The organism is Methylocapsa polymorpha (assembly GCF_045689225.1).
Taxonomy (GTDB): domain Bacteria; phylum Pseudomonadota; class Alphaproteobacteria; order Rhizobiales; family Beijerinckiaceae; genus Methylocapsa; species Methylocapsa polymorpha.
Genome location: NZ_CP136862.1, coordinates 307,637 through 327,550, shown reverse-complemented (window position 1 = coordinate 327,550; position 19,914 = coordinate 307,637). Strand labels below are relative to the sequence as shown.

Sequence of the window (19,914 nt, the reverse complement as noted above, 5' to 3'; positions counted from 1 at the left end):
ACAGGTCACATTGCCTTAGCCAAGACGATTCCCAACGTCAGCGTCCCGCGTCCAAAAGGAAGCTCGACCCGGTTTCTTCACTGCGACACGACTTTGAGGCGTCGAAATAATTGCATTCTACCAATAATACCGGCGCCACGGATGCCAGTAATAGCGGTGATAATAGTGGTAGCGATGCCAGCGGTGATAATAGGGATGATAGTAGTGGTAACGATGCCAGCGATGCCAGCGATGCCACCTATGCCAACGGCGCCAATAGGTCTTTTCGACGGGGAAAGCGCCAATCGCGGGCTTTTCTAGGGTCAGTACGGCGGGGGCGGCAAGCGAGACGCCTGCTGTCGGAGCCGCTTGGGCCAGGCCGGCGCCGCCGATGATCGCGCCAAAAGCGGCGCAAACCGCAAGAACCAATATCCTTACAAGTTTCATTTCTCCCTCCTCCGGGGCAATGAAAAACTACTATAGAAGCGTGCATCCAAATGATTTGGAGCGCAACGCCAAACTGGCAAGTGCGCTCAGCGACTTGAGTTGTCCTTAACAGAGGAGCCTGCGTTCCGCGTGGCGGCGCCCGCATGATTTCTCGCGAGGCCGGCGCATTTTTCAACCTCGAATATCCGCGCCTTGCCGATCGGAGTGGAATTACCTCGACGCATATTGTAGAGGGCGTGACTGGTTGTTTTGGCCGCCTGCCGCGCGCCGACCGAGGCGCGGTCATCTGCGAAGGTCTATTGTCGAATATCCGCCTACCGGCGAAGCGGGGTTACATACGGCTTATGAGTGAAATCGCGCGCGAGGCGGATGAAACGGCTGCGGGGACGCTCGACCCCGCGCGCTCCTTCCAAGGTCTTATATTGACCCTGCAGAGATTTTGGGCCGCGCAAGGCTGCGTCATCCTGCAGCCTTATGATATGGAAGTCGGCGCCGGCACGTTTCATCCCGCGACCGTCTTGCGCGCGCTCGGTCCGCGTCCGTGGAGGGCCGCCTATGTCCAGGCCTCGCGCCGGCCGAAGGATGGCCGCTATGGCGAAAACCCCAACCGGCTGCAGCACTACTATCAATTCCAAGTGATCGTGAAGCCTTCGCCACAAGATCTACAGGCGCTTTACCTCGCCTCGCTCGCAGCGATCGGGATCGATCTGCATCTGCATGACATCCGCTTCGTCGAGGACGATTGGGAAAGCCCGACGCTCGGCGCCTGGGGGCTTGGATGGGAATGCTGGTGCGACGGCATGGAGGTCTCGCAATTCACCTATTTTCAGCAGGTCGCTGGAATCGAATGCGCGCCTGTCTCGGGCGAACTGACCTATGGCCTCGAGCGCCTAGCCATGTATGTGCAAGGCGTCGAAAGCATCTACGACCTCAATTTCAACGGCCGCGAGGGAGCGGAGAAGATTTCCTACGCCGACGTCTTCAAACAGGCGGAGGAGGAATATTCGCGCTACAATTTCGAAGCCGCGAATGTTGACGCCTTGTTTCAGCATTTCAAGGACGCCGAAGCCGAGTGCAGGGCGCTGCTGGCCCAGGGCGACAAGGGCGCGCGCCATTTGATGGTCCTGCCCGCTTACGACCAGTGCCTCAAATGTTCGCATATATTCAATCTGCTTGACGCGCGCGGGGTTATCTCGGTGACCGAGCGGCAAAGCTATATTTTGCGGGTGCGCGAGCTCGCCAAGGCTTGCGGCGCCGCCTGGCTCAAAACCGAGGCGGGCGGCGCCTGAGACTCTGTTGATTGTCGCGGCGATCTCGGGAGTTGCGTCAAGTCCTAGCGATGACCGCCGCCATGCCCGCCTCCCCCGCCGCCATGGAAACCGCCCCCGCCAAATCCGCCATGGAAGCCTCCGCCGCCAAAACCCCCGTGGAAGCCGCCGCCGCCGAATCCGCCACCCATGCCTCCGAACCTGCCGAAGCCGACGCTGCGTCCGGTGTGGAAGCCGCCGCCGTAACCCGCGAAGCGGTGGCCGCCGCGCCAATAGCCGTAATGACGGAAGCGGCCGCCATAGCCGCCATAGCCGTAGGAATAGGGCCAGCCATAACCATAGTCATAGCAGGACCCGTAATAATAGGAGTCGCACCATCCCCCTGTCCCCGCCCATAACGGAAACGAAAGCAAGCCGAGGGCTGTGCCGGCTATCGCCGCGCCAGGGTTCCAGCCATAATACCGGTGATAACGCCAGTGACGGCCGTAATGGCGATAATGACGGTAATGACTCCAATGGCGGTAATGGCCCCAATGATGATAGTGGCCGTACCGATAGTAGACCGGCTCCGCCTGCATTTGCGGCGGCGCGACGACGCCGGACGTCGCCACGCTCATCGGACCCGCCGAGGCTGTCGTCGTCACTGCGAGCAATGCGGCGCCCGCGAGCGCCGAAACCCTTGCAATATCCATGGCTTTTCCTCCATTCATGCCGGACAAACGCCGCCGCGGTCGCCTCGTTCCAGCCAGATCTGGAATTCGACCGAGCGCTCGCTCGGGCGATCCATCGAGCGCATTTCGCCTTCGATTTGCCGGCGGCCATGATTTCGGGTGACAGAACCGGGCCGCGACCTCGCCGGGAGCCATTCCTTCTTGCGAAAGCTCCGTCTATAGAAGACGGCGCTTGCTTGCCCTTCCGCGGCATTCGAGCCTCCGTGCTGAAACGAGACCATGCCCGACCTCCTTCTCGAACTTTTCTCCGAGGAAATTCCCGCCCGCATGCAGGCGCAGGCCGCCGATGATTTGAAAGGCCTCGTCGCCGAAGCCTTGCGCGAGCGCGGCCTTGGCTATGAGGGCGCGGCGAGCTTCGCGACCCCCCGCCGCCTTGCTCTCCACATCGCCGGGCTGCCTGCGCGCCAGCCCGACGTGCGGGAGGAAAAGAAGGGGCCGCGCGTCGGCGCGCCGGAGGCCGCGGTTCAGGGTTTCTTGAAAAGCGTCGGCCTCGCCTCGCTCGCGGAAGCCAAAATCGAGCGAGATCCCAAGAAAGGCGAGTTCTACCTCGCGGTGATCGAACGGCCAGGGCAAGCGGCCATCGACGTTCTGGCCGAGATTCTGCCTGCCGTCATCAAGCGCTTTCCCTGGCCGAAGTCGATGCGCTGGGGGGCGGCCTCAACCCGCGCGGACGCCTTGCGCTGGGTGCGCCCGCTCCACGCGATCCTCGCCACTTTCGGGCCGGAGACGGAGGAGACGGACGTGGTCGAGTTCTCAGTCGATGGCGTGGCCTCGGGCAATTTCACGTTCGGCCACAGGTTCATGGCGCCCGATAGAATCAAGATCCGGCGCTTCGACGATTATGTTCCAGCGCTCGAAAAAGCCAAGGTCGTGCTCGATGCGGCGCGGCGGCGCGACATCATCCATTTTGACGCGCGCGACCTCGCCTTGGCGCAAGGGCTCGAGCTTGTTGAGGACGACGCCCTCTTGCGCGAGGTGGCGGGCCTCGTCGAATGGCCAGTCGCGCTGATGGGCGAATTCGACGCGGGCTTTCTCGACATTCCGCCGGAAGTCATCCGCGCGACGATCCGCGCCAATCAGAAATGTTTCGTGCTGAAGGACCCTTCGACCGGACGCCTCGCCAATAAATTCGTGCTCGTCGCGAATATAGAGGCGAGCGATGGCGGCGCGGCGATCGCCGCAGGCAATGGGCGGGTGGTTCGGGCGAGACTCGCCGACGCGAAGTTCTTCTGGGAGACCGACCTTCGGATCAGGCTCGAAGACAGGCTTCCCAAGCTCGATCACGTGGTCTTTCACGAAAAGCTAGGCGGGCAGGGCGAGCGCGTCAGAAGGCTTGTGCTTCTCGCAAGCGACGTCGCGTCCTCTATTGGCGCGAATGTGACCCTCGCCGCCCGAGCGGCGCTTCTCGCCAAGGCGGATCTGACCTCCGAAATGGTTGGCGAATTCCCCGAATTGCAGGGGCTGATGGGGCGCTATTATGCGCTGGCGCAGGGTGAGCCCGAAAGCGTCGCGCAGGCGATCGAGGATCATTACAAGCCGCAAGGTCCGAATGATCGCATCCCCGCCGACCCTGTGGCGGTCAGCGCGGCGCTGGCCGACAAGCTCGACACGCTCGTAGGCTTCTGGGCGATCGACGAAAAACCGACCGGCAGCAAGGACCCTTTCGCCTTGCGCCGCGCGGCGCTCGGAATTATCGCGCTCATTCTTGAAAACGGGCTTCGGCTTCCGCTCCGCGCCATCCTCGCGGCGGCTTTCGCGCATCACGTTGAAGTGAGCGAAGCCGTGCCGACATTCATCCTGCAAGGCGTTAGGGATGACGAAGCCTCGGATGAAGCGGAACTTGCCGCGCTTGTGCAGGGCGGCCGGTGGGCCTGGGAATTCGCTTCTGAACCGGGCAAGAGCATTTTCGCGGCGCTCCATCGCTACATCGAAGCGCGTTTCTCCGGCGAGGCCGAGCCGCGCGAGGAAGACGCGCGGTTCGACGATCTGTTCGCGCTCCTGAAACCCTATGAGCGCCTTCGCGAGAAATCCCTCGCGGTGCGCGGCGAGGCCGAGCCCGAGATCGTGGCGGAGCTCGAGACGGAATTTGCCCGCGAGCGCGACGCCTTTCTTGCCGCGCGCAGAGAATTATTCGAACAATTGCTGGGCTTTTTCGCCGATCGTCTAAAGGTTTTTTTGCGCGAGCGCGGCGAGCGGCATGATCTTATCGACGCGGTTTTTGCTTTGCCCGAGCAAGATGATCTTTTCCTGATCGTGCGCCGGGTCGAAGCTCTGGGCAAATTCCTCGACACGGACGAAGGCAAGAACCTCCTCGTCGGCTATCGCCGCGCCGCCAATATTTTGCGCGCCGAAGAGAAGAAGGCGAGTCCGGAGGAAGTCGCCTCCTTTGCGGCGGACTATGCGCTGGATGCTCTCGTGGAGCCGGAAGAAAAGGCGCTCGCCGCCGCTTTAGAGCCGGCCGCGAGGGAGGCCAGGGCCTGCGTCGCGCGCGAGGATTTCGAGGCCGCCATGGGGGCGCTCGCGAGGCTCAGGGCTCCGGTCGACGCGTTTTTCGATAAAGTGACGGTGAACGCGGCGGACCCGGTCCTGCGGCTGAACCGGCTGCGCCTTCTCAATGAATTGCGCCGCTCGGTGCATGAAGTCGCCGATTTCTCCAAGATCGCAGGATGATTCTGCCGCCCAGCCTGCGAAGGGCCGGATTTCTCTATATGGCTCCTTAAGATCGACCCCTCATCCGCCCCATCGATCCTTTATGCGTCTTTCGCCATCCTTTCACCGTTGGCCGTCTGTCGCGGCCGAACGGAGAAAGCCATGAAATCGCGATTGAGAACGCGGACGCCGCGGGGATGGGGCCGCCCCGATCTCATCTATGCGGGCGTGGCCGCCCTGATCATTTGCGTCGGCTTGATCGCGCGCGGAGCCGGTCTTCTGCCGCAATAAAGGAGAAACACTTGGATTATTCTAGAAGAGAAAATGACCACGGAGACAATGATTCCGCCGCTATAAAGGAGCCTCCCAGTTTGACCGTCGGGCGCGATGGCGACAACCGCTGGGTCGTGGTCGAGGCCCATGGTCTTTGCGGAGGCATTTTCACAAATGAGGCGGCGGCCATGCGCTTCGCGCGAGAAGAGAGCCGCGGTCATCCCGGCGCGGTGCGCGTCGCGCCTTACATTCTGGCTTTGAACATGGATGCGCTTTCGCGGCGGCCCGCGCCGGCGCGGCCCTGAAGCTCACCCGATCTCGATCAAAAGCGGCTCCAATCCCGCGATCGTAGCCTCGATCTTATCGCCCTTCACGACAGGCCCCACGCCCGCGGGCGTGCCGGTGAAGATGAGATCGCCGGGCATAACTTCCACGAGCTGGGAAAGATAATGCACGATCTGGGGAACGCCCCAGATCATGTCGCCGAGATCGGCGTTCTGGCGCAGCTCGCCATTCACCTTGCATTGGATTTTGCCCTTGGCGACGACGCCCGTGTACATTTCGGGTGTAATTGAGGAGCATGGCGCGGAGAAGTCGAAGGACTTCGCCATCTCCCATGGCCGGCCCCGCTTCTTCGCCTCGTTCTGAACGTCGCGCTTGGTCATGTCGAGACCGACGGCATAGCCGAAAATCATGTCATTGACCTTTTCGGGCGCAATATTCTTGCCGCCCATATTCATCGCGACCACCAGCTCGACTTCATGATGCAGATCGCTGGTGCCCGGCGGATAGGGCATGATTTCGCCGTTCTGGAGAATGGCGTCGGCCGGCTTCATGAAGAAGAAGGGCTGATCGGTCTCGGGGTTTCCGCCCATCTCCTTCGTGTGGTCCTTGTAATTCTGGCCGACGCAATAGATGCGCCGGACCGGGAAGGGCCTGGTCGACATCGACATGAGCGAGACGATCGGCGGCTCGGCGAAGGCGTAGTCACCCATGGGCTCGGACCTCGGTTGGGGAAACTTCAGGGAAGGCGCTGCGGTTCACGGCGGCGAAGCAAGCCGCTTGCCAAGCTTGGCGCCCGCGAGACTCACTCGACGTCGAGCGGCTCCGTTCCGCTCGGGCGGCCGTCCGGGCCCAAAGTGATCTTTTCGATCCTCTGCTCGGCGTTCCTAAGCAGATTTTCACAATGCGCCTTCAATGCCTGGCCGCGCGCATAGATCGCAATCGATTCCTCAAGCGCGACAGAGCCCTTTTCGAGCTGATCGACGATCTGTTCGAGTTCGGCGAGCGCGCGTTCGAAAGGCAGCGCGGCGACGTCTTCATTTTGCTCGGGCGGCGCGGTCTTGCTCATGGGTGAACCGTTCGATGTCCTTGATCCGAATCCGTTTCGCAGTTGGCCGAAGCCTATGCGGCGCGCGAAGGGATGATCCTATATCATGTCGGCGCGGTCCTGCGCGCAAAGATGAACTTTTGATAGACGAGGCCTATGCCAAGGAGAGCAAGGCCTAGGCCGATGAAGGAGAGCGCCCGCAACGCCCCTTCGAGGCTGGAAAGATCGAACAGAAATACCTTGAGAACGGTTGCGACGATGAGCGCGGCCGAGGCGATTCGCGCCTTGACCGACCCTTGCCAGAGTCCGTAACCGAGCGCGACGAGGCCGAATATGAGCCAGAGGGCGGAATAGCTGTAGAGCTCCGAATCGCTCGCGGGTCTGAAACTGGCGGAGCCGTCATCCGCGAAAAAGCTTATGTCGGGTCCTTGAAAGATGCGCCTTATCTCCAGATTGGCGAGAACGAAAATCAAGCTGAAGGCCGCGAGTTCAGCGCAGTTCCGATACCAATTGGGTCTCACGCCTTGGGCGGCCCTCGCGAGAACGGCGGCCAGGACGGCCGGGACGCCATAGGCGAGCGGCATCACATTGAAGACCGCTCCCCCTTCCACGGCCTCGCCGCTGAAAACCGGATTTTTGAACAGCAGAAGCCCGAAAAAGGCGAAGCCAAAGGAGAGGACGCCAAAGCCGAGCGAGGCGAAGCGCAGGACGATATTCGTCCGCGTCGCGTCGAACCGGGTCAGGACAATCGAAAAGCCGAAGGCGGCGGTTGCGAAAAGCCCCTGTTCAACCAAGCCGGAGCCGCGCGCGTAGGGATCGCCGCCATTGATCCAGTGACGAATTTCGAAAAAGACGAGAAAGGCTGAAAAAAGGATCGACAAGGCCTGCGCCGCAAGGGCCGGCGCATCGACGGCCTTTCGTCTGAGCAATTGCCCAGCGAGACTAAACGCCAGCGCGGGAACGCCATAGCCCCAAAGGAGCCAGTTGAAGATAGGGGTCGCGCCAAGATTCCCGCTCACGATGCGCGGCTCCCACGCGAGCCTTGCGGCGACGACGAGGCCGAGGCCTGCGACGCACCAGCGCAAAGCTTGTATGTCGAGGCGTCGGTCGACGAAGGCGGCGCTCAAGGCCGCCAAAGCCAAGGCGATCGTGAGCACGCCTCGATCGAGCGCGAAGACGAGGCCTAGCGCAAGAGCCGCGAGCGCCGCCGAAGCATAGGCGCCGAGGCTGAGGCGGAGAACCTCAAAGGGTTCGGATTCGAGGCGGTTCGAAACGAGCGTGGCGACGAACGTGAAGACCAGGGCAAGTCCCCCGGCATAGGCTGCGAAGGGCCAATTGAGATCGCCATGCGACAGTCGCAAATAGGCGATTCCAAGCGCCGCGAGCGGCGTCAGAGATGCCGCGCCGGCGTAAAGCGCGGCGATGCGGCCGGGCAGCTTTGGCCCACGCAAGAGACGAGCGCCCGCAAGCGCCGCCGCGCCAAAAGAGGTCGCTAAGGCGAAAACGGAGAAGCCGCCAACCTCTCGTGGCTTTGGCCAGATTAAGAAAAGGTCGGACGGATCTGGGAGAGCTTCTCCGGCCTCTTCCGGCCAGATCGCCATGACCGCGACGACCGTGGCGCCTGCAACAAGGGTCAGGCCTGCGGCGGGCGCGGCGAGGCAGCCTGAGGCCGCCAGGATCGCAACGCTCGCGCTCGCGGCTATCCCCCAGGCGAGGCCGAAATGTCCGGCGTCCGTGCTGTCGCTCAGCGCCATCAGCATGAGGACGCCGAAGGCCGAAAGAACGTAGACGGGCAGCCGGTCTATTCTGGCGTCTTGGTCGGCGACCGACGCATTCCGGTCGATTGCGAAGAGCAGCGCCGCCATGAATGTCTGAGCGACGGTAAAGACAAGCGTCGCATGGAAAATCGGCTGATCCTGGCTCGCGCCTTGAACGAGGAGGGCGAGGCCCCAAAGCAGGCCGCCGATAGCCGTGGTCACGGCGAGCCAAAGCCAGAATTTCACCCGCGCCAAGCCGTAGGAGCAGGCGGTCACGATCGTCACATAGATGACGAGCGGCCAGACGCTCGGCTCGGACGAATCGACCAGAAGCGGCGCCGTGAGCGCGCCGACGAGGCCAAGCCCGGCAAGCGCGGGACCGTGCAAGGCGGCGGCCGCCATGCAGGCGAGGCCCGTCGCGCCCAGAGCGATGAAGGCGAAGGCTGGACCGATAAATCCGTAAAGGGCATGCGCGGCATAAATCGAGCCGAAGGCCGACACCGTGCCTGCGGCGGTCAGGACAGCCGGAATCTGCGAAAGCGCGGTCTCCTTGCGGCGCAGATATTCGCCCGCGATCGCCAGAGCCGCCGCAAAGAGCAGGCCCGCCGCTATCCGGGCCGCCGCGCCGAACCACCCCTGGTCGATCGAATAACGCACGAGAAGAAGCGCCCCGAGCGCGAGGGCGACGCCGCCGACCCAAACCGTCCATTGCGCCCCGAGCGCTTCCTCCAAGGAACGCGATGGTCTTATTCGCGGCGGCTCCGCCGGCGCGGGAGGCGGTTCGGCATCTGACGCCGCGAGACCTTCGGCCGAAGCAGCGGCCTCGGCGGATTGGCCTAAGGGCAAAGTGATCTCGGGTTCGGCGCGAGGCGGAGGCTCGGCGGGCGCAGGAGCGAGCGGAGCGCTCGTCCTCGTTTCGCCGAGTTGGGCGTCCAAGTTTTCCACGTCTCGACGGGGAACCGGGGGCGGCTGCGCGCCTAGGCGCAATTGCGCCCGAAGATCCGAAATCTGACCCTGCAGCTCTAAAATGCGCCGTTCAGCGAAGGCGAGGCGCTTGTGCAGGTCGCCCGCCCGAAAAAACCCGATCGGGCCAAGCAGCAAGGCGGCTATAAACAGGCCGAAGGCCGACAGAGCCAGGAGACCATAAAGCGTTTCAGCCATAAAGATCTCGCCGCGCTGGCCAGTCCGCGCTGGCGATTCGGCTATTATGCGAAGTCTTCGCCGGGCATCAAGCCGCGCGGCCGCGCCCTGGCGATGATCACTGTGGATCGATCTGATTTCAGCGCAAATCCAGCGCGAAGGGGACGCCTTCATCGCACTCGTAGCCGCGACCGATCTGCCGGACCGCGTCGGCCATTCGCCCGCCGCGCCCGAGCATGGCGTCGGCGACGGCGACAAGCCGGGCATTGGGCGTCGCCGTCGGCGATTTTTGCCGAATCGCTTGCGCGATCTCGCGCTCGTCGCTTTCGGGGCTCAGGGCGCAGGCGGTGATAAAGGCGGCCGCGGTCGAGCGGCTGATCCCCGCCCAGCAATGGATCAGCAGCGGGTCCGCCCGATCCCATTCCCGCACGAAAGCGAGCAATTCGCTGACATGGCTATCGGAGGGGAGAATATGGCCTTCGACCTCCTCGATAATGTCGGAAACGGCGACATGAAGATGCCGCTCTGGGGCGATTTCAGGCGGTCGTGTGACCTCGGTTTCCCAATTGATCAGGGTGACGAGAGTCCGCGCCCCGGTCGAGCGGAGCGTCTCCGGAACTTTCGCGAGCGAGCAGACATGGATGTTCGACATCAACCAACCCCTCGATGCGTGACGCCTCGGCGGATTGCAGCGTCAGGATGATGAGCCGTGCGGACCGGATTGCGGCCGCATCCGAGCCAAAGGCGGAACGGCGTCATTTCGCCATTCGATTCGCATTGGCGTTGAGCCGCTTCATATTCGCCTTTCATGACAAATTGGATGGCGTCCGGCCGGGTTTCCGCCGCTATTTTTGACCAGCTTTGCCGCTCAAACGCTCAAGCTCGGCCAAGAAACGGTCGGCGGCGAGCGTCGGCGCCCAAGGCTCCCAAGCGGTCCCCTGGTAGATCTCGCGCAAAGGATCCGCCGCCAGAGGCTCGTAAGGGATGCCTAAAGTATAGCGGACCTCCTTCTTCGTCCATCCGACGACATGGACGGCCTCGGAGGCGGCGGCGACGCGATCGGCTCTCTTATGCGCCTTCCAATCCTCGGGCGACCAAGGCGCTAGTCCATAGCGCAAGGCGACGGCGTTTTCCAATTTCATTGTGAGAGCGCGGAAGGCTTCGCCGAGGAAAGGCTTCACGACCGAAATGCAATCGAAGCCGAGCAGGCCTTCATCGGCGTCATGCAGCAATTCCCGAAGCTCCGCCTTGGCGTCCTTGACAGCGGGGAGCCAAAGCCGGCGCAAGGCCAGAACCAGGAGCGAATGCTGCGCAACTGAGAGCGGCAGAGCCCAGGCTGAATGTCCGCCCCAGCGATAGGTGCGGGCGAGGCCGATCGCCAGATCGCTGTCTTCCCAATCGAAGGGCGTCGGATCAAGGAGATCGAGCCGCTTGCCGGAGAAAAGCCGAACCCAGGCCCGCTGTTCGCTCATATGGGCTTTGCGGCCGAAAACCTGCGCGGCTGATCGCGCAAGGCGCGCGCCGCGCCTGCGGTCCGCCCGCTGCAGGACAAAATCTCTGGAGCCATTTCGGATTTCTAGCGCATTTCCGCGCGCGGAGAAACCTGGCTTTGGCGATGCGCTCCTGGCGCGCCTTTAGGCACCGTCCGCAAACCTTACTATGTTCAACGAATATATAGCGAATGCGCCGCGAGCGGCACAGCGATTGCTTAAGGATATGGCGACTGGCGCGGCCGGATGCGATTCCGCCTGGGCGCCCCGCCGGCTTTGAAGCAGATCATTCGGATTGGAGAGACTTTAGAGATGAACCTTCAGATCGATCGATCCCATATCGAAGCCATGGTCGCCGAGTTCCCGAATCTCGCGCCGCTGAAGGAGCAGCTGCGCTTCGGCAATCGGGTCGAGGTGCCTTTCCATCAATTGTCGACTTCCGAACTATCGTTCCTGCATGGCCTCTACGAGAAGGCCGGTCCGGATTTCCAGACCAAGGCGGCGCATCTCTCGACGCTGCAAAAGGCGCTTTCGAGCGGCGGGGAACGCTTCGCCGCCGAGGATCTCGAAAATGTCGTGCCCGCCATCGCCCGCTATCTTGCGCAAGACGGAATAAGGGGCTGGCTCTTCACCGCCAATGTCACCAATCGACCGTTGCCTTATGTCCTGACGAGGCTCGACTTCACCCCTCCCGCCGAGGACTCGGCCGGCAAGATCTTTCTTGAATTGAAGGCCAATGTGAAGGGCTCGGTCACAACCCAGGTCCTGCGCATCGCTTCGACCGACATCATCGGCAGAACGGTCGGCGAGATCCTCGCCTCAAAAGGTTTCTTGAAGGAGACGCCCGAGCTCATCGCCGAATATGACAGAACGGTCGAGATCTATTTCGATTGGCGCTCGCAATATGGCGCCCAATTCTCCGCCCAGGGCACCGGCTTTTACGCCGACGATCCGAATTCGACGCATCGCGATACGGATTGGACGCGCAAGGATGTGGTGGTCCTCTCGACCAGCGGCGGACCGGCGCGCCTCGTCAATGACGAGGGGATCCTGACCGCGCGCACGCTGACCATGGATGCGACGGGCGACGTTCTCGGCCAATATCTGAAGAAGGCCAAGAAAAGCGATCGCTATAACGCTGAGGACGAGGTCGAGGAGTCGCAAAAGGAGATTCCGAAGGGTCTCTTCACGCAATTGCCCGTTCACGCCTATATCCTGATGTTCCATCTCGATCTGCACCATTATATCTGGGTGCATGTGGATGACATGCAGCTCTACGAATACCAGCCGCATTTGAAGGACAAGCTGGTTCTGCCGCAGGAGCAGACCGACCTCATCGACATTCTGACGGCGGAAATGGATGTCCTCATGGACGATATCGTCGCCGGCAAGTCCGGCGGCACGACAGTTCTCTGCGCCGGGCCCGCAGGCGTCGGCAAGACGCTGACCGCGGAAGTCTATTCCGAGATCATCCGGCGGCCGCTCTATCGGGTTCATTCTGGCCAGCTCGGGCTGAATGTCGCCCAGATGGAGCAGGCGTTGAAGGACGTGCTGACGCGGGCGCAGCGCTGGGGCGCGGTCATGCTGATCGACGAGGCCGACGTCTATATCAAGAAGCGCGACGACAATATCGCGACCAACGCCGTCGTCGGCGTCTTCCTTCGCGTTCTCGAATATTTCAACGGTCTCTTGTTCATGACCACCAACAGGGTGGACGACATCGACGAAGCCATCGTGTCGCGTTGCATCGCCATGATCAAGTTCAACCCGCCGACGCCCGAGGCGCGGCGGCGGATCTGGGAAGTGATGACGCAGCAGTTCCAGCTGCCGGTCGCGGAAAAGTTGAAGGATGACCTCGTTCACATGTTCCCGGCTGCGACCGGCCGCGACATCAAGGGGCTGACCAAGCTCACCGCCAAATTCTGCAACCAGAAGAGCGTGGCTCCGACGGCGGAGGTGTTCGTCCGTTGCTCCGTCTTCCGCGGCCTTGATCTGGCGCCGGAATTTTCTGCGAACTTGGCGGAGGCGGCAGAGTAAAGCTCGCATGAAGTTAAGCTACCGCCAACGGGGGAGTCGCCTTGCCGCTGAGGCGCTCCGCGCCGTCACGGCTGGTGGGGCGGCAGCAGTAATGGTTCTTTGAGCTTCACAATCTGCTTGACGCCCTCGCCATCAACAATTTCGACGCTCGCCAACAGCCCGTCCGCATCCTCGACGTAGATGTCGCGAGGCTTTTGGATCATATGGTCCAGGCCCTGGAGAGCCACCTCGACAATGTCGTCCTTCGGGTCATAGACTAGGCCGATCAAGGGCAGCCATTCGGTTTGCGCTTGATTTCCGAGAGCGAGCGACGACGCTTCGATTTCCGCCTGGTAGCCAGTGAGCGTTTTTGAAAGATGGTCGAGATATGGACGCCAAACCGCCTTATCGAGCTTTCTGACCGTCATGATAGCCTCCGTGGTTAGGTTCTGGATCGCTTGTCGCCGGCTCTCGACCCGTCGCGCCCCATGCAGAGCGACGCTTCCGCGGGCGCCTGGATGGAAAGCTTGAACAGGTAACGCGCATGTCAGCCGAATGTCGCCTGGTTCGGCAAGCTAGTTTCTTAAGCTGAACCCTTACCTTGTTTCCGTGATGACAGAGGCGCGACGGCGTGATCGAGGTTGGCGCAGGCCTCATGCCGCCAGCAGCTCACGAGATGGTCGTTCACCATGCCGGTCGCCTGGCAGAAGGCGTAGACAATGGTTGGACCGCAGAAATTGAAGCCCTTTTGCTTCAAGTCCTTGGCGATCTTGGCCGAGAGCGGGGTCTGCGCCGGAATCTTGCTCGCTTCGCGATAGGCGTTTTGGATGGTCTGGCCGTCGAAGAAATTCCAAAGGTAATTCGAAAAACCCTCGCCTTCTTGAATTTTGAGCCATGCGCGGGCGGAGCGCACCGCGCTTTCGATCTTGGCGCGGTTGCGGATGATGCCGGCGTTCTGCATCAAGGCCTCGACCTTCGCGGACTCATAGCGCGCGATCTTTTCGGGATCGAATTGGTCGAAGGCGGCGCGAAAACCTTCGCGCCTTCGCAGGATGGCGATCCAGGATAGCCCGGCCTGAAAGCCGTCGAGGATCAGCTTCTCATAAAGCGCCCGGTCATCCCGCTCGGGCACGCCCCATTCCTCGTCGTGATAGGCGATATAGAGGGGATCGGCGCCGGGCCAATGGCAGCGGGCCTTGCCGTCGTGAGGGGTGGGAGCGATCTGTGTCATCACGTCTTCGATTTACGACGAAGGCGAACCATCGTACAATTCAACAGGTTTTGCTTTCGCAAATTTTTTGCGGCGAAGGCGACGAAAATTACGCAGGCGCTGCAATCAGGCGGCGAGCAGCGGCCAGACGCCGCATGTTGAAACTAGGATTTGGTCCGGACGTCATTCCAAGCTCGGAGCCATTATATTGCATAGCTGGTGATTACGTGGCGCGGCTCCAACGTGAAGGCGCGCAAAAACGATCCGCCAACGCGGGACGAGATAAGTTCGGGGAGGTTTCAAAATGAACGAATTGGCGCTCGGAGCGGCGAGCATAGCTGTTCCATATCTCGCAACATATTTGCAGGAAGCCCTGAAAGGGGGCGCAAAGAAGCTCGGCGAGGAAGGGGCGGGGGCGACCATCAAGCTTCTCGGCTGGCTCCGTGACAAGCTGACCGGCCGCGCCAAAGAGGCGCTTGACGATCTGGAGAAAGATCCGTCATCGGCCGACAACCAGGCGGATTTGCGCAAGCAGCTCGCGAAGTTTCTCGACGAAAATCCCGGATTGCTTGCGGACCTTCAGGCGCTCATTCCAGCAAAGCCCGATGCGGGCGTCAGCGCCACGCAAACCGTCGGCGACAATTCCAAGGCGGCTCAGGCGGTGGGAGACCAAAACTCCATATCCATAACGTGAGGTTCGCATCGCTTTCTCGCGCATAGCCGCACCTGGCCATTAGGCGCGAGCGGGCCAGGGGAGGGGGAAGTGCCGGTTCAAAGCCTTGGCGAAAGCGCAATCGGCGTTCAGATCGACGGCGACAATAATACCGTCACGGTCTATGCCGGATCAGCCAAGCTTACGCTCGATCAGCGCCATTTGCGCAAGCTGCATGATGCGCCGCGCAAGGAGATCGACCTTCTGCTCACCGATCTCCGGGCGACGGAATTCGTCGGTCGCGCGGCGGATTTGGACGCGCTGACAAGCTGGTTGAACGAGCCCTTGCCGATTTCGGTGCGCTGCCTGACGGGCGCAGCCGGAACCGGCAAGACGCGCCTGGCGATCGAATTATGCGAACGTGCGAACGCCAAGGAGTGGATCGCCGGTTTCGCGCGCGAAGATGAACTTCGCCGCTTCTATGCGGCGCAGAATCTCGCGGAATGGAAATGGGCGAAGCCGACTTTGGCTGTCGTGGACAACGCCGCCGCATCGAGCCGCATTTTGCGGGATTGGTTGGAGGTTCTGGCGCGGCGCATCCCAGGCGAGGGCGCGCCGCCCCTTCGGATCCTGCTGTTGGAGCGATATGCAGATCCCGCCTCGGCCGGATGGTGGGTGGATCTCATGCGTCCGGGCGACCTTTCAGGCCGCAATCCGAGCGATTTGACCTCGCCGCAGAGCCCAGTGGAGTTGGCCGGCCTGGTGGGTATTCAAGACCGTCACGACTTGCTGTCCGAAGTGATGCGCATCGCCGCAAAACTTCGGAACATAGAGCCTGCGCCAAAACCGCCGCCGCTCGGTTCGGATCCCGCCTTCGATCAGCGGCTCGCCGACGATACGATTGACAATGAGCCGCTCTATCTCGTCATGGCCGGCGTCGTCAGCGTCGTCGAAGGCGCGTCTTTCGCCATCGCCCGCAGTCGCGACGAGCTGGCGCGGCGCATCGCCTATGCAGAATCGAAGCGCGTCGAACGCATAGCCTCGAATCGCGGCGTAGAGGCGCGCTTTGCGACGCATTTGGTCGGCTGCGTGACGATTCAGGGCGGCGCCGACCTCGCGCAGGCGAAGCAGATCGTCGAGGCGGAGCGGTCGGCCGGCGGCTATGGGAACGGCTCGGTCCCTGCAAAGGAGATTGTGGCCATGCTCGCCGACATCTTGCCGCGGTCGGCCGGCTCGCAAGGCGTCGCCCCGATTCGCCCCGATCTCATCGGCGAGGCTTTCCTCCTTGTAGAGATTCCCGGCTCGTCGGACACGATGGAGGAGCAACTCGCGATCGTGGAGCGCGCGCGGCTGCGGGCGGGCGACGCGGTGCGGGAAACCTTGATCCGCGCGAAGCAGGATTTCGCCCATGGCGATCCTACGCATGTAAGCTCAGTCTGGCTCGCCCATGTCGCGGATCAGGAGACGAAAGAGTTTCAAGCCAGATTGAGTTCGGGCGAGATGACGCCGGACCAGGGCGTCCAAACCATATGGGAAATCGGCGTCTCCATGGGGCATTGGCTGGCCTTGACTGGATTCATCTTGCCTTTCATCGACAAACTATCCTCCGCGGCGCTCGGAGCCTTCGCCGCGCAGCGCGCGGTCGCCTCGATCGAAACCGGCAATTACGAATATGGCTTGGAGTTCGCCGAAGAGATTTTGCGGCGTCCGGCTTTCCCCGCATGGTGGCGTCCGGAGCTTTTCAATGCGCTCGGACGCTGCCTTTTCCATCTTGGCCGTTACCCGCAAGCGGCCGAGGCCTATCGTTCGGGCATCGATGCGGGCGGACCCAACCATCCTCTCGTTGCGCAGCTCTACACGAACCTAGGCAACGCCTTTCTCGGCGACCATCACAACAATCAAAGAAACATTCCGGCGGCGATCGAGGCGCTGGAAAAAGCCGTGCAGCTTGCGGATGACCCCCGTCTGCGGGTAGAGGCTCGAGCCTCATTGTCTACGGTGCTCATCGACAGTGGGAACCTGCCTCGCGCGGAAACAGTGCTTAATGAAGCCTGGTCCTTCGCTCAGGACAAGCGCAAGGTCGAGAACAAGGCGCGGATGATGGTGATGCGAAACCTTGGAATCGTGCACCTTTTACAAAATGAGGTACAGCTCGCCATCAAGGAATTGGACGCCGCCGTCGACTATGGGACTGCGCATTTCGGTCCCTGCCACCCGGAAATGCTGAGCCTCTATGATTGTATTTTTCCGCTCCTCGCCATGGCGTTGAAGCCGGCCGAGCTGATGGAGCGCATGCTGCGCGCGCTGCAGACGGCGCAAAGGATTTGCGGCGTCCCAAGCCCAGCGCTCCAAAAATACGTAGAGATTGCGGATTTCGTGACCAATATTGCGGTCGCGCGCAGCGGCGTGCAAGCGCAGGTCTCGAAGATGCAGGCCTTGATCAAAGATCAAGCGGGACGACCCGTTTGGGACGACGCCACGATCGCCGGGATCGTGGCGCTCTTCGGCGAGCAAAAGGGGCTCGCTCCATCCTGAAGCGCGAGTCGGCGGGGGACGGATCGGCTCAGAGCCGCTTCTCGACGCCTGCGGCGGTTGCGATGAATTCGGGCGGCACCGTCACGTCCACGGCCGCCTCGCCGGCCTTTACCGCCGCGCCCGCCGCCTTGGCGTCGTCAAGTTTGTCGAGCCGCAGGGAGGCCAGCCCTTCCGAACCGGCGATCGAGCCGACTTGGCCGATGGCGATTTCGCCGGCCATGATCTGCGCGCCAGGCTCCGGCGTCGGGCCATTGAAATGAACCTTCACGATGCGCTTGCGCGCCGAATTGCGGAAATGAACGCGAGCGACGACCTCCTGGCCGACATAGCAGCCTTTCTTGAAATCGACGCCATGCAGGTAATCTAAGTTGACGTCGTGGATGAAAGTGTCGCCATAGGTGAAATCGACGCCGCCTTTCGGCACGCCTTGCGCCACGCGATGCGCCTCATAGGCGGCCTCATTCGCGGTTCCGAGACCGCTGAGGCTCGCACGCGGCCCAATGACGCGGAGCCCCATGTCCGGGGCGCGCATGTCGCGCGTGACGACGCCTTCGATCCCGGCCGGCGCATCGCCGCCCCAAATCGCGGCGACGCCAAGCACATCGGACCGATCCGCGATCGTGATCTTGGCCCGCATCTTGTGGAAGGTCACGCGCTTTGCGAGGTCAGCGGTTTGCTCGCGCGGGCAGTCGAAATAATAGCCGGCCTCCGCCCCCTCGGGCAGAGGAACGACGAAGAAATCGAAGATCAGCTTGCCCTGCGGCGTCAGAAGGCCGGAATAGCGGCTTTCCCCGGCAGGGATGTTCAGCACGCTATTGGTGATGAGCTTGTGCAGGAACGCCGTCGCATCCGCTCCCGCCACCTCAATGACGCCGCGATCGCTGAGAAAGACGCTGTTTGCCATCCGGAGTCCTCGACTTTTCGCCCGACCGACCTGTATTAATCCGCCCGTCTCCGGGCGCAAGACTCTTCTCTCAAGCAATGGATGGGCCAATGCCGCGAAGTTTTGATCTCGTCCTGAAAGGCGGCGTCGTGGTCGATCACAATGGCGAGAGCGCTCGCGACATTGGGATAATCGGCGAGAAAATCGCCGAAATCGGCGATCTTTCCCGCGCAAGCGCAGGCGAGGCGATCGACGCCTCGGGCCTCACGATCCTGCCCGGCGTCATCGATACGCAAGTGCATTTCCGCGAGCCAGGCCTCACCCACAAGGAAGATCTGGAGACCGGCTCGCGCGCGGCCGTTCTCGGCGGCGTCACGGCGGTTTTTGAAATGCCGAACACAAACCCGCTGACCACGAACGCCGAGGCGCTCGCCGACAAAGTCGCGCGGGCGACAAACCGAATGCACTGCGATTTCGCCTTCTGGGTCGGCGGCACGACTGAGAATCCGCGCGACATTCCTGAGATCGAACGCCTTCCGGGCGCGGCGGGAATCAAGGTTTTCATGGGCTCCTCGACCGGCTCTCTCCTCGTCGAGGAGGATGCAGGCGTCGCCGCAATCCTCGCAAAGACGCGCAGGCGGGCGGCCTTCCATTGCGAGGATGAATTTCGCCTAAACGAGCGCAAGGCTTTGCGCGTCGCCAATGATCCCTCCTCGCATCCGGTCTGGCGCGACGAGATCGCGGCGTTGAAATCGACCGAGCGCCTTCTGCGCATCGCGCGGGAGCAGCGCGCGCTGGTCCATGTTCTTCATGTCTCGACCGCGGAAGAGATTAATTTTCTTTCAGCCCACAAGGATATCGCGAGCGTTGAGGTCACCAGCCATCATCTGACCTTCAGCGCCGAGGATTATGCGCGGCTCGGGACCAAATTGCAGATGAACCCGCCGATCCGCGACGCCCGTCATCGCGACCGGCTCTGGTATGGAGTCGCGCAAAGCATAGCCGATATTCTGGGCTCGGATCACGCCCCGCATACGCTCGAAGAGAAAGCCAAGCCCTATCCGCAAAGCCCGTCCGGCATGACCGGCGTGCAGACGCTGGTTCCGGTCATGCTCGATCATGTGAACGCGGGGCGGCTGACGCTCGCGCGCTTTGTCGATCTGACAAGCGCAGGGCCGGCGCGGCTCTTCGGCATAGTCGGCAAGGGGCGGATCGCGGTCGGCTATGACGCCGATCTGACCATTGTCGACATGAAGCGGCGCAAGACGATCGAGAATAGCTGGATCGCCTCGCGCTGCGGCTGGACGCCTTATGATGGGAAAGAGATTGTCGGCTGGCCGGTTGGCGCGCTCATTCGCGGCAGGCGCGTCATGTGGGAAGGCGAGCTTGCAACTTCGGGTCAGGGCCAACCGGTGCGCTTCGGCCAAGCCTTGTAGGGATTGTAGAATGTAGAGCGCGTGTAGAGCGTGGGGACAACGGTTCGCGCAAAAAATGTATCTTTCATGGGCTCGCGCCGCATTCGCGCAAACCGCCCCCACCCTCCACCGCCGATGG

Annotated in this window: 18 protein-coding genes; 8 read left to right on the top strand and 10 right to left on the bottom strand. The window is 62.0% G+C overall.

Annotated elements, in window-relative coordinates; translation table 11 throughout:
- Nucleotides 1-117: 117 nt before the first annotated feature.
- Complete coding sequence (locus tag RZS28_RS01680; protein WP_407339492.1) at nucleotides 118-426, bottom strand: hypothetical protein; 309 nt, start codon at nucleotides 424-426, stop codon at nucleotides 118-120.
- Nucleotides 427-770: 344 nt separating this feature from the next.
- Between RZS28_RS01680 and RZS28_RS01675 the strand changes: the two genes are divergently transcribed.
- Nucleotides 771-1,715: a glycine--tRNA ligase subunit alpha gene (locus tag RZS28_RS01675; RefSeq protein ID WP_407341012.1), complete on the top strand. Its 945-nt coding sequence runs from the start codon at nucleotides 771-773 to the stop codon at nucleotides 1,713-1,715.
- Nucleotides 1,716-1,759: 44 nt separating this feature from the next.
- Here RZS28_RS01675 and RZS28_RS01670 read toward each other — a convergent pair whose 3' ends face one another.
- Nucleotides 1,760-2,386, bottom strand: a complete 627-nt coding sequence (locus RZS28_RS01670; protein ID WP_407339491.1) for a hypothetical protein — start codon at nucleotides 2,384-2,386, stop codon at nucleotides 1,760-1,762.
- Between the two features lie 258 nt (nucleotides 2,387-2,644).
- On the opposite strand from RZS28_RS01670, the gene glyS reads away from it, so the two are divergent.
- The 3 genes from glyS to RZS28_RS01655 all read left to right on the top strand — a co-directional run bounded on the left by glyS (nucleotide 2,645) and on the right by RZS28_RS01655 (nucleotide 5,652).
- Entirely contained in the window at nucleotides 2,645-5,095 is a 2,451-nt protein-coding gene (gene glyS / locus RZS28_RS01665; RefSeq protein ID WP_407339490.1) for a glycine--tRNA ligase subunit beta, read from the top strand.
- Nucleotides 5,096-5,236: 141 nt separating this feature from the next.
- Complete coding sequence (locus tag RZS28_RS01660) at nucleotides 5,237-5,365, top strand: hypothetical protein (RefSeq protein ID WP_407339489.1); 129 nt, start codon at nucleotides 5,237-5,239, stop codon at nucleotides 5,363-5,365.
- A gap of 80 nt (nucleotides 5,366-5,445) precedes the next feature.
- Nucleotides 5,446-5,652: a hypothetical protein gene (locus RZS28_RS01655; RefSeq protein WP_407339488.1), complete on the top strand. Its 207-nt coding sequence runs from the start codon at nucleotides 5,446-5,448 to the stop codon at nucleotides 5,650-5,652.
- Between the two features lie 3 nt (nucleotides 5,653-5,655).
- Here RZS28_RS01655 and RZS28_RS01650 read toward each other — a convergent pair whose 3' ends face one another.
- From RZS28_RS01650 to RZS28_RS01630, 5 genes are all read right to left on the bottom strand, one after another.
- Nucleotides 5,656-6,342 (bottom strand): fumarylacetoacetate hydrolase family protein, encoded by a 687-nt coding sequence (locus RZS28_RS01650; RefSeq protein ID WP_407339487.1) that lies wholly within the window; start codon nucleotides 6,340-6,342, stop codon nucleotides 5,656-5,658.
- Nucleotides 6,343-6,434: 92 nt separating this feature from the next.
- Nucleotides 6,435-6,698, bottom strand: coding sequence for an exodeoxyribonuclease VII small subunit (locus tag RZS28_RS01645; RefSeq protein ID WP_407339486.1), 264 nt, complete (start codon nucleotides 6,696-6,698; stop codon nucleotides 6,435-6,437).
- Nucleotides 6,699-6,781: 83 nt separating this feature from the next.
- Entirely contained in the window at nucleotides 6,782-9,595 is a 2,814-nt protein-coding gene (locus tag RZS28_RS01640; RefSeq protein ID WP_407339485.1) for a DUF2339 domain-containing protein, read from the bottom strand.
- A 118-nt stretch (nucleotides 9,596-9,713) separates the two neighbouring features.
- Nucleotides 9,714-10,226 (bottom strand): tyrosine phosphatase family protein, encoded by a 513-nt coding sequence (locus tag RZS28_RS01635; RefSeq protein ID WP_407339484.1) that lies wholly within the window; start codon nucleotides 10,224-10,226, stop codon nucleotides 9,714-9,716.
- Between the two features lie 193 nt (nucleotides 10,227-10,419).
- Nucleotides 10,420-11,046 (bottom strand): phosphohydrolase, encoded by a 627-nt coding sequence (locus RZS28_RS01630; protein WP_407339483.1) that lies wholly within the window; start codon nucleotides 11,044-11,046, stop codon nucleotides 10,420-10,422.
- Between the two features lie 330 nt (nucleotides 11,047-11,376).
- On the opposite strand from RZS28_RS01630, the gene RZS28_RS01625 reads away from it, so the two are divergent.
- Nucleotides 11,377-13,101 carry an ATP-binding protein gene (locus tag RZS28_RS01625; RefSeq protein ID WP_407339482.1) on the top strand — a complete coding sequence of 575 codons (1,725 nt, stop codon included), beginning with the start codon at nucleotides 11,377-11,379 and terminating at the stop codon, nucleotides 13,099-13,101.
- Between the two features lie 65 nt (nucleotides 13,102-13,166).
- Here the strand turns inward: RZS28_RS01625 and RZS28_RS01620 are convergent, their stop codons facing one another.
- Entirely contained in the window at nucleotides 13,167-13,508 is a 342-nt protein-coding gene (locus RZS28_RS01620; protein ID WP_407339481.1) for a DUF5335 domain-containing protein, read from the bottom strand.
- A 155-nt stretch (nucleotides 13,509-13,663) separates the two neighbouring features.
- Nucleotides 13,664-14,311, bottom strand: coding sequence for a DNA-3-methyladenine glycosylase I (locus tag RZS28_RS01615; protein ID WP_407339480.1), 648 nt, complete (start codon nucleotides 14,309-14,311; stop codon nucleotides 13,664-13,666).
- Between the two features lie 283 nt (nucleotides 14,312-14,594).
- Between RZS28_RS01615 and RZS28_RS01610 the strand changes: the two genes are divergently transcribed.
- Nucleotides 14,595-14,984 carry a hypothetical protein gene (locus RZS28_RS01610; RefSeq protein WP_407339479.1) on the top strand — a complete coding sequence of 130 codons (390 nt, stop codon included), beginning with the start codon at nucleotides 14,595-14,597 and terminating at the stop codon, nucleotides 14,982-14,984.
- A 69-nt stretch (nucleotides 14,985-15,053) separates the two neighbouring features.
- Nucleotides 15,054-17,477 (top strand): tetratricopeptide repeat protein, encoded by a 2,424-nt coding sequence (locus RZS28_RS01605; protein WP_407339478.1) that lies wholly within the window; start codon nucleotides 15,054-15,056, stop codon nucleotides 17,475-17,477.
- A 28-nt stretch (nucleotides 17,478-17,505) separates the two neighbouring features.
- Here RZS28_RS01605 and RZS28_RS01600 read toward each other — a convergent pair whose 3' ends face one another.
- Nucleotides 17,506-18,381 (bottom strand): YgfZ/GcvT domain-containing protein, encoded by an 876-nt coding sequence (locus RZS28_RS01600; RefSeq protein WP_407339477.1) that lies wholly within the window; start codon nucleotides 18,379-18,381, stop codon nucleotides 17,506-17,508.
- An 89-nt stretch (nucleotides 18,382-18,470) separates the two neighbouring features.
- On the opposite strand from RZS28_RS01600, the gene RZS28_RS01595 reads away from it, so the two are divergent.
- Entirely contained in the window at nucleotides 18,471-19,796 is a 1,326-nt protein-coding gene (locus tag RZS28_RS01595) for a dihydroorotase (protein WP_407339476.1), read from the top strand.
- Nucleotides 19,797-19,914 lie beyond the last annotated feature (118 nt).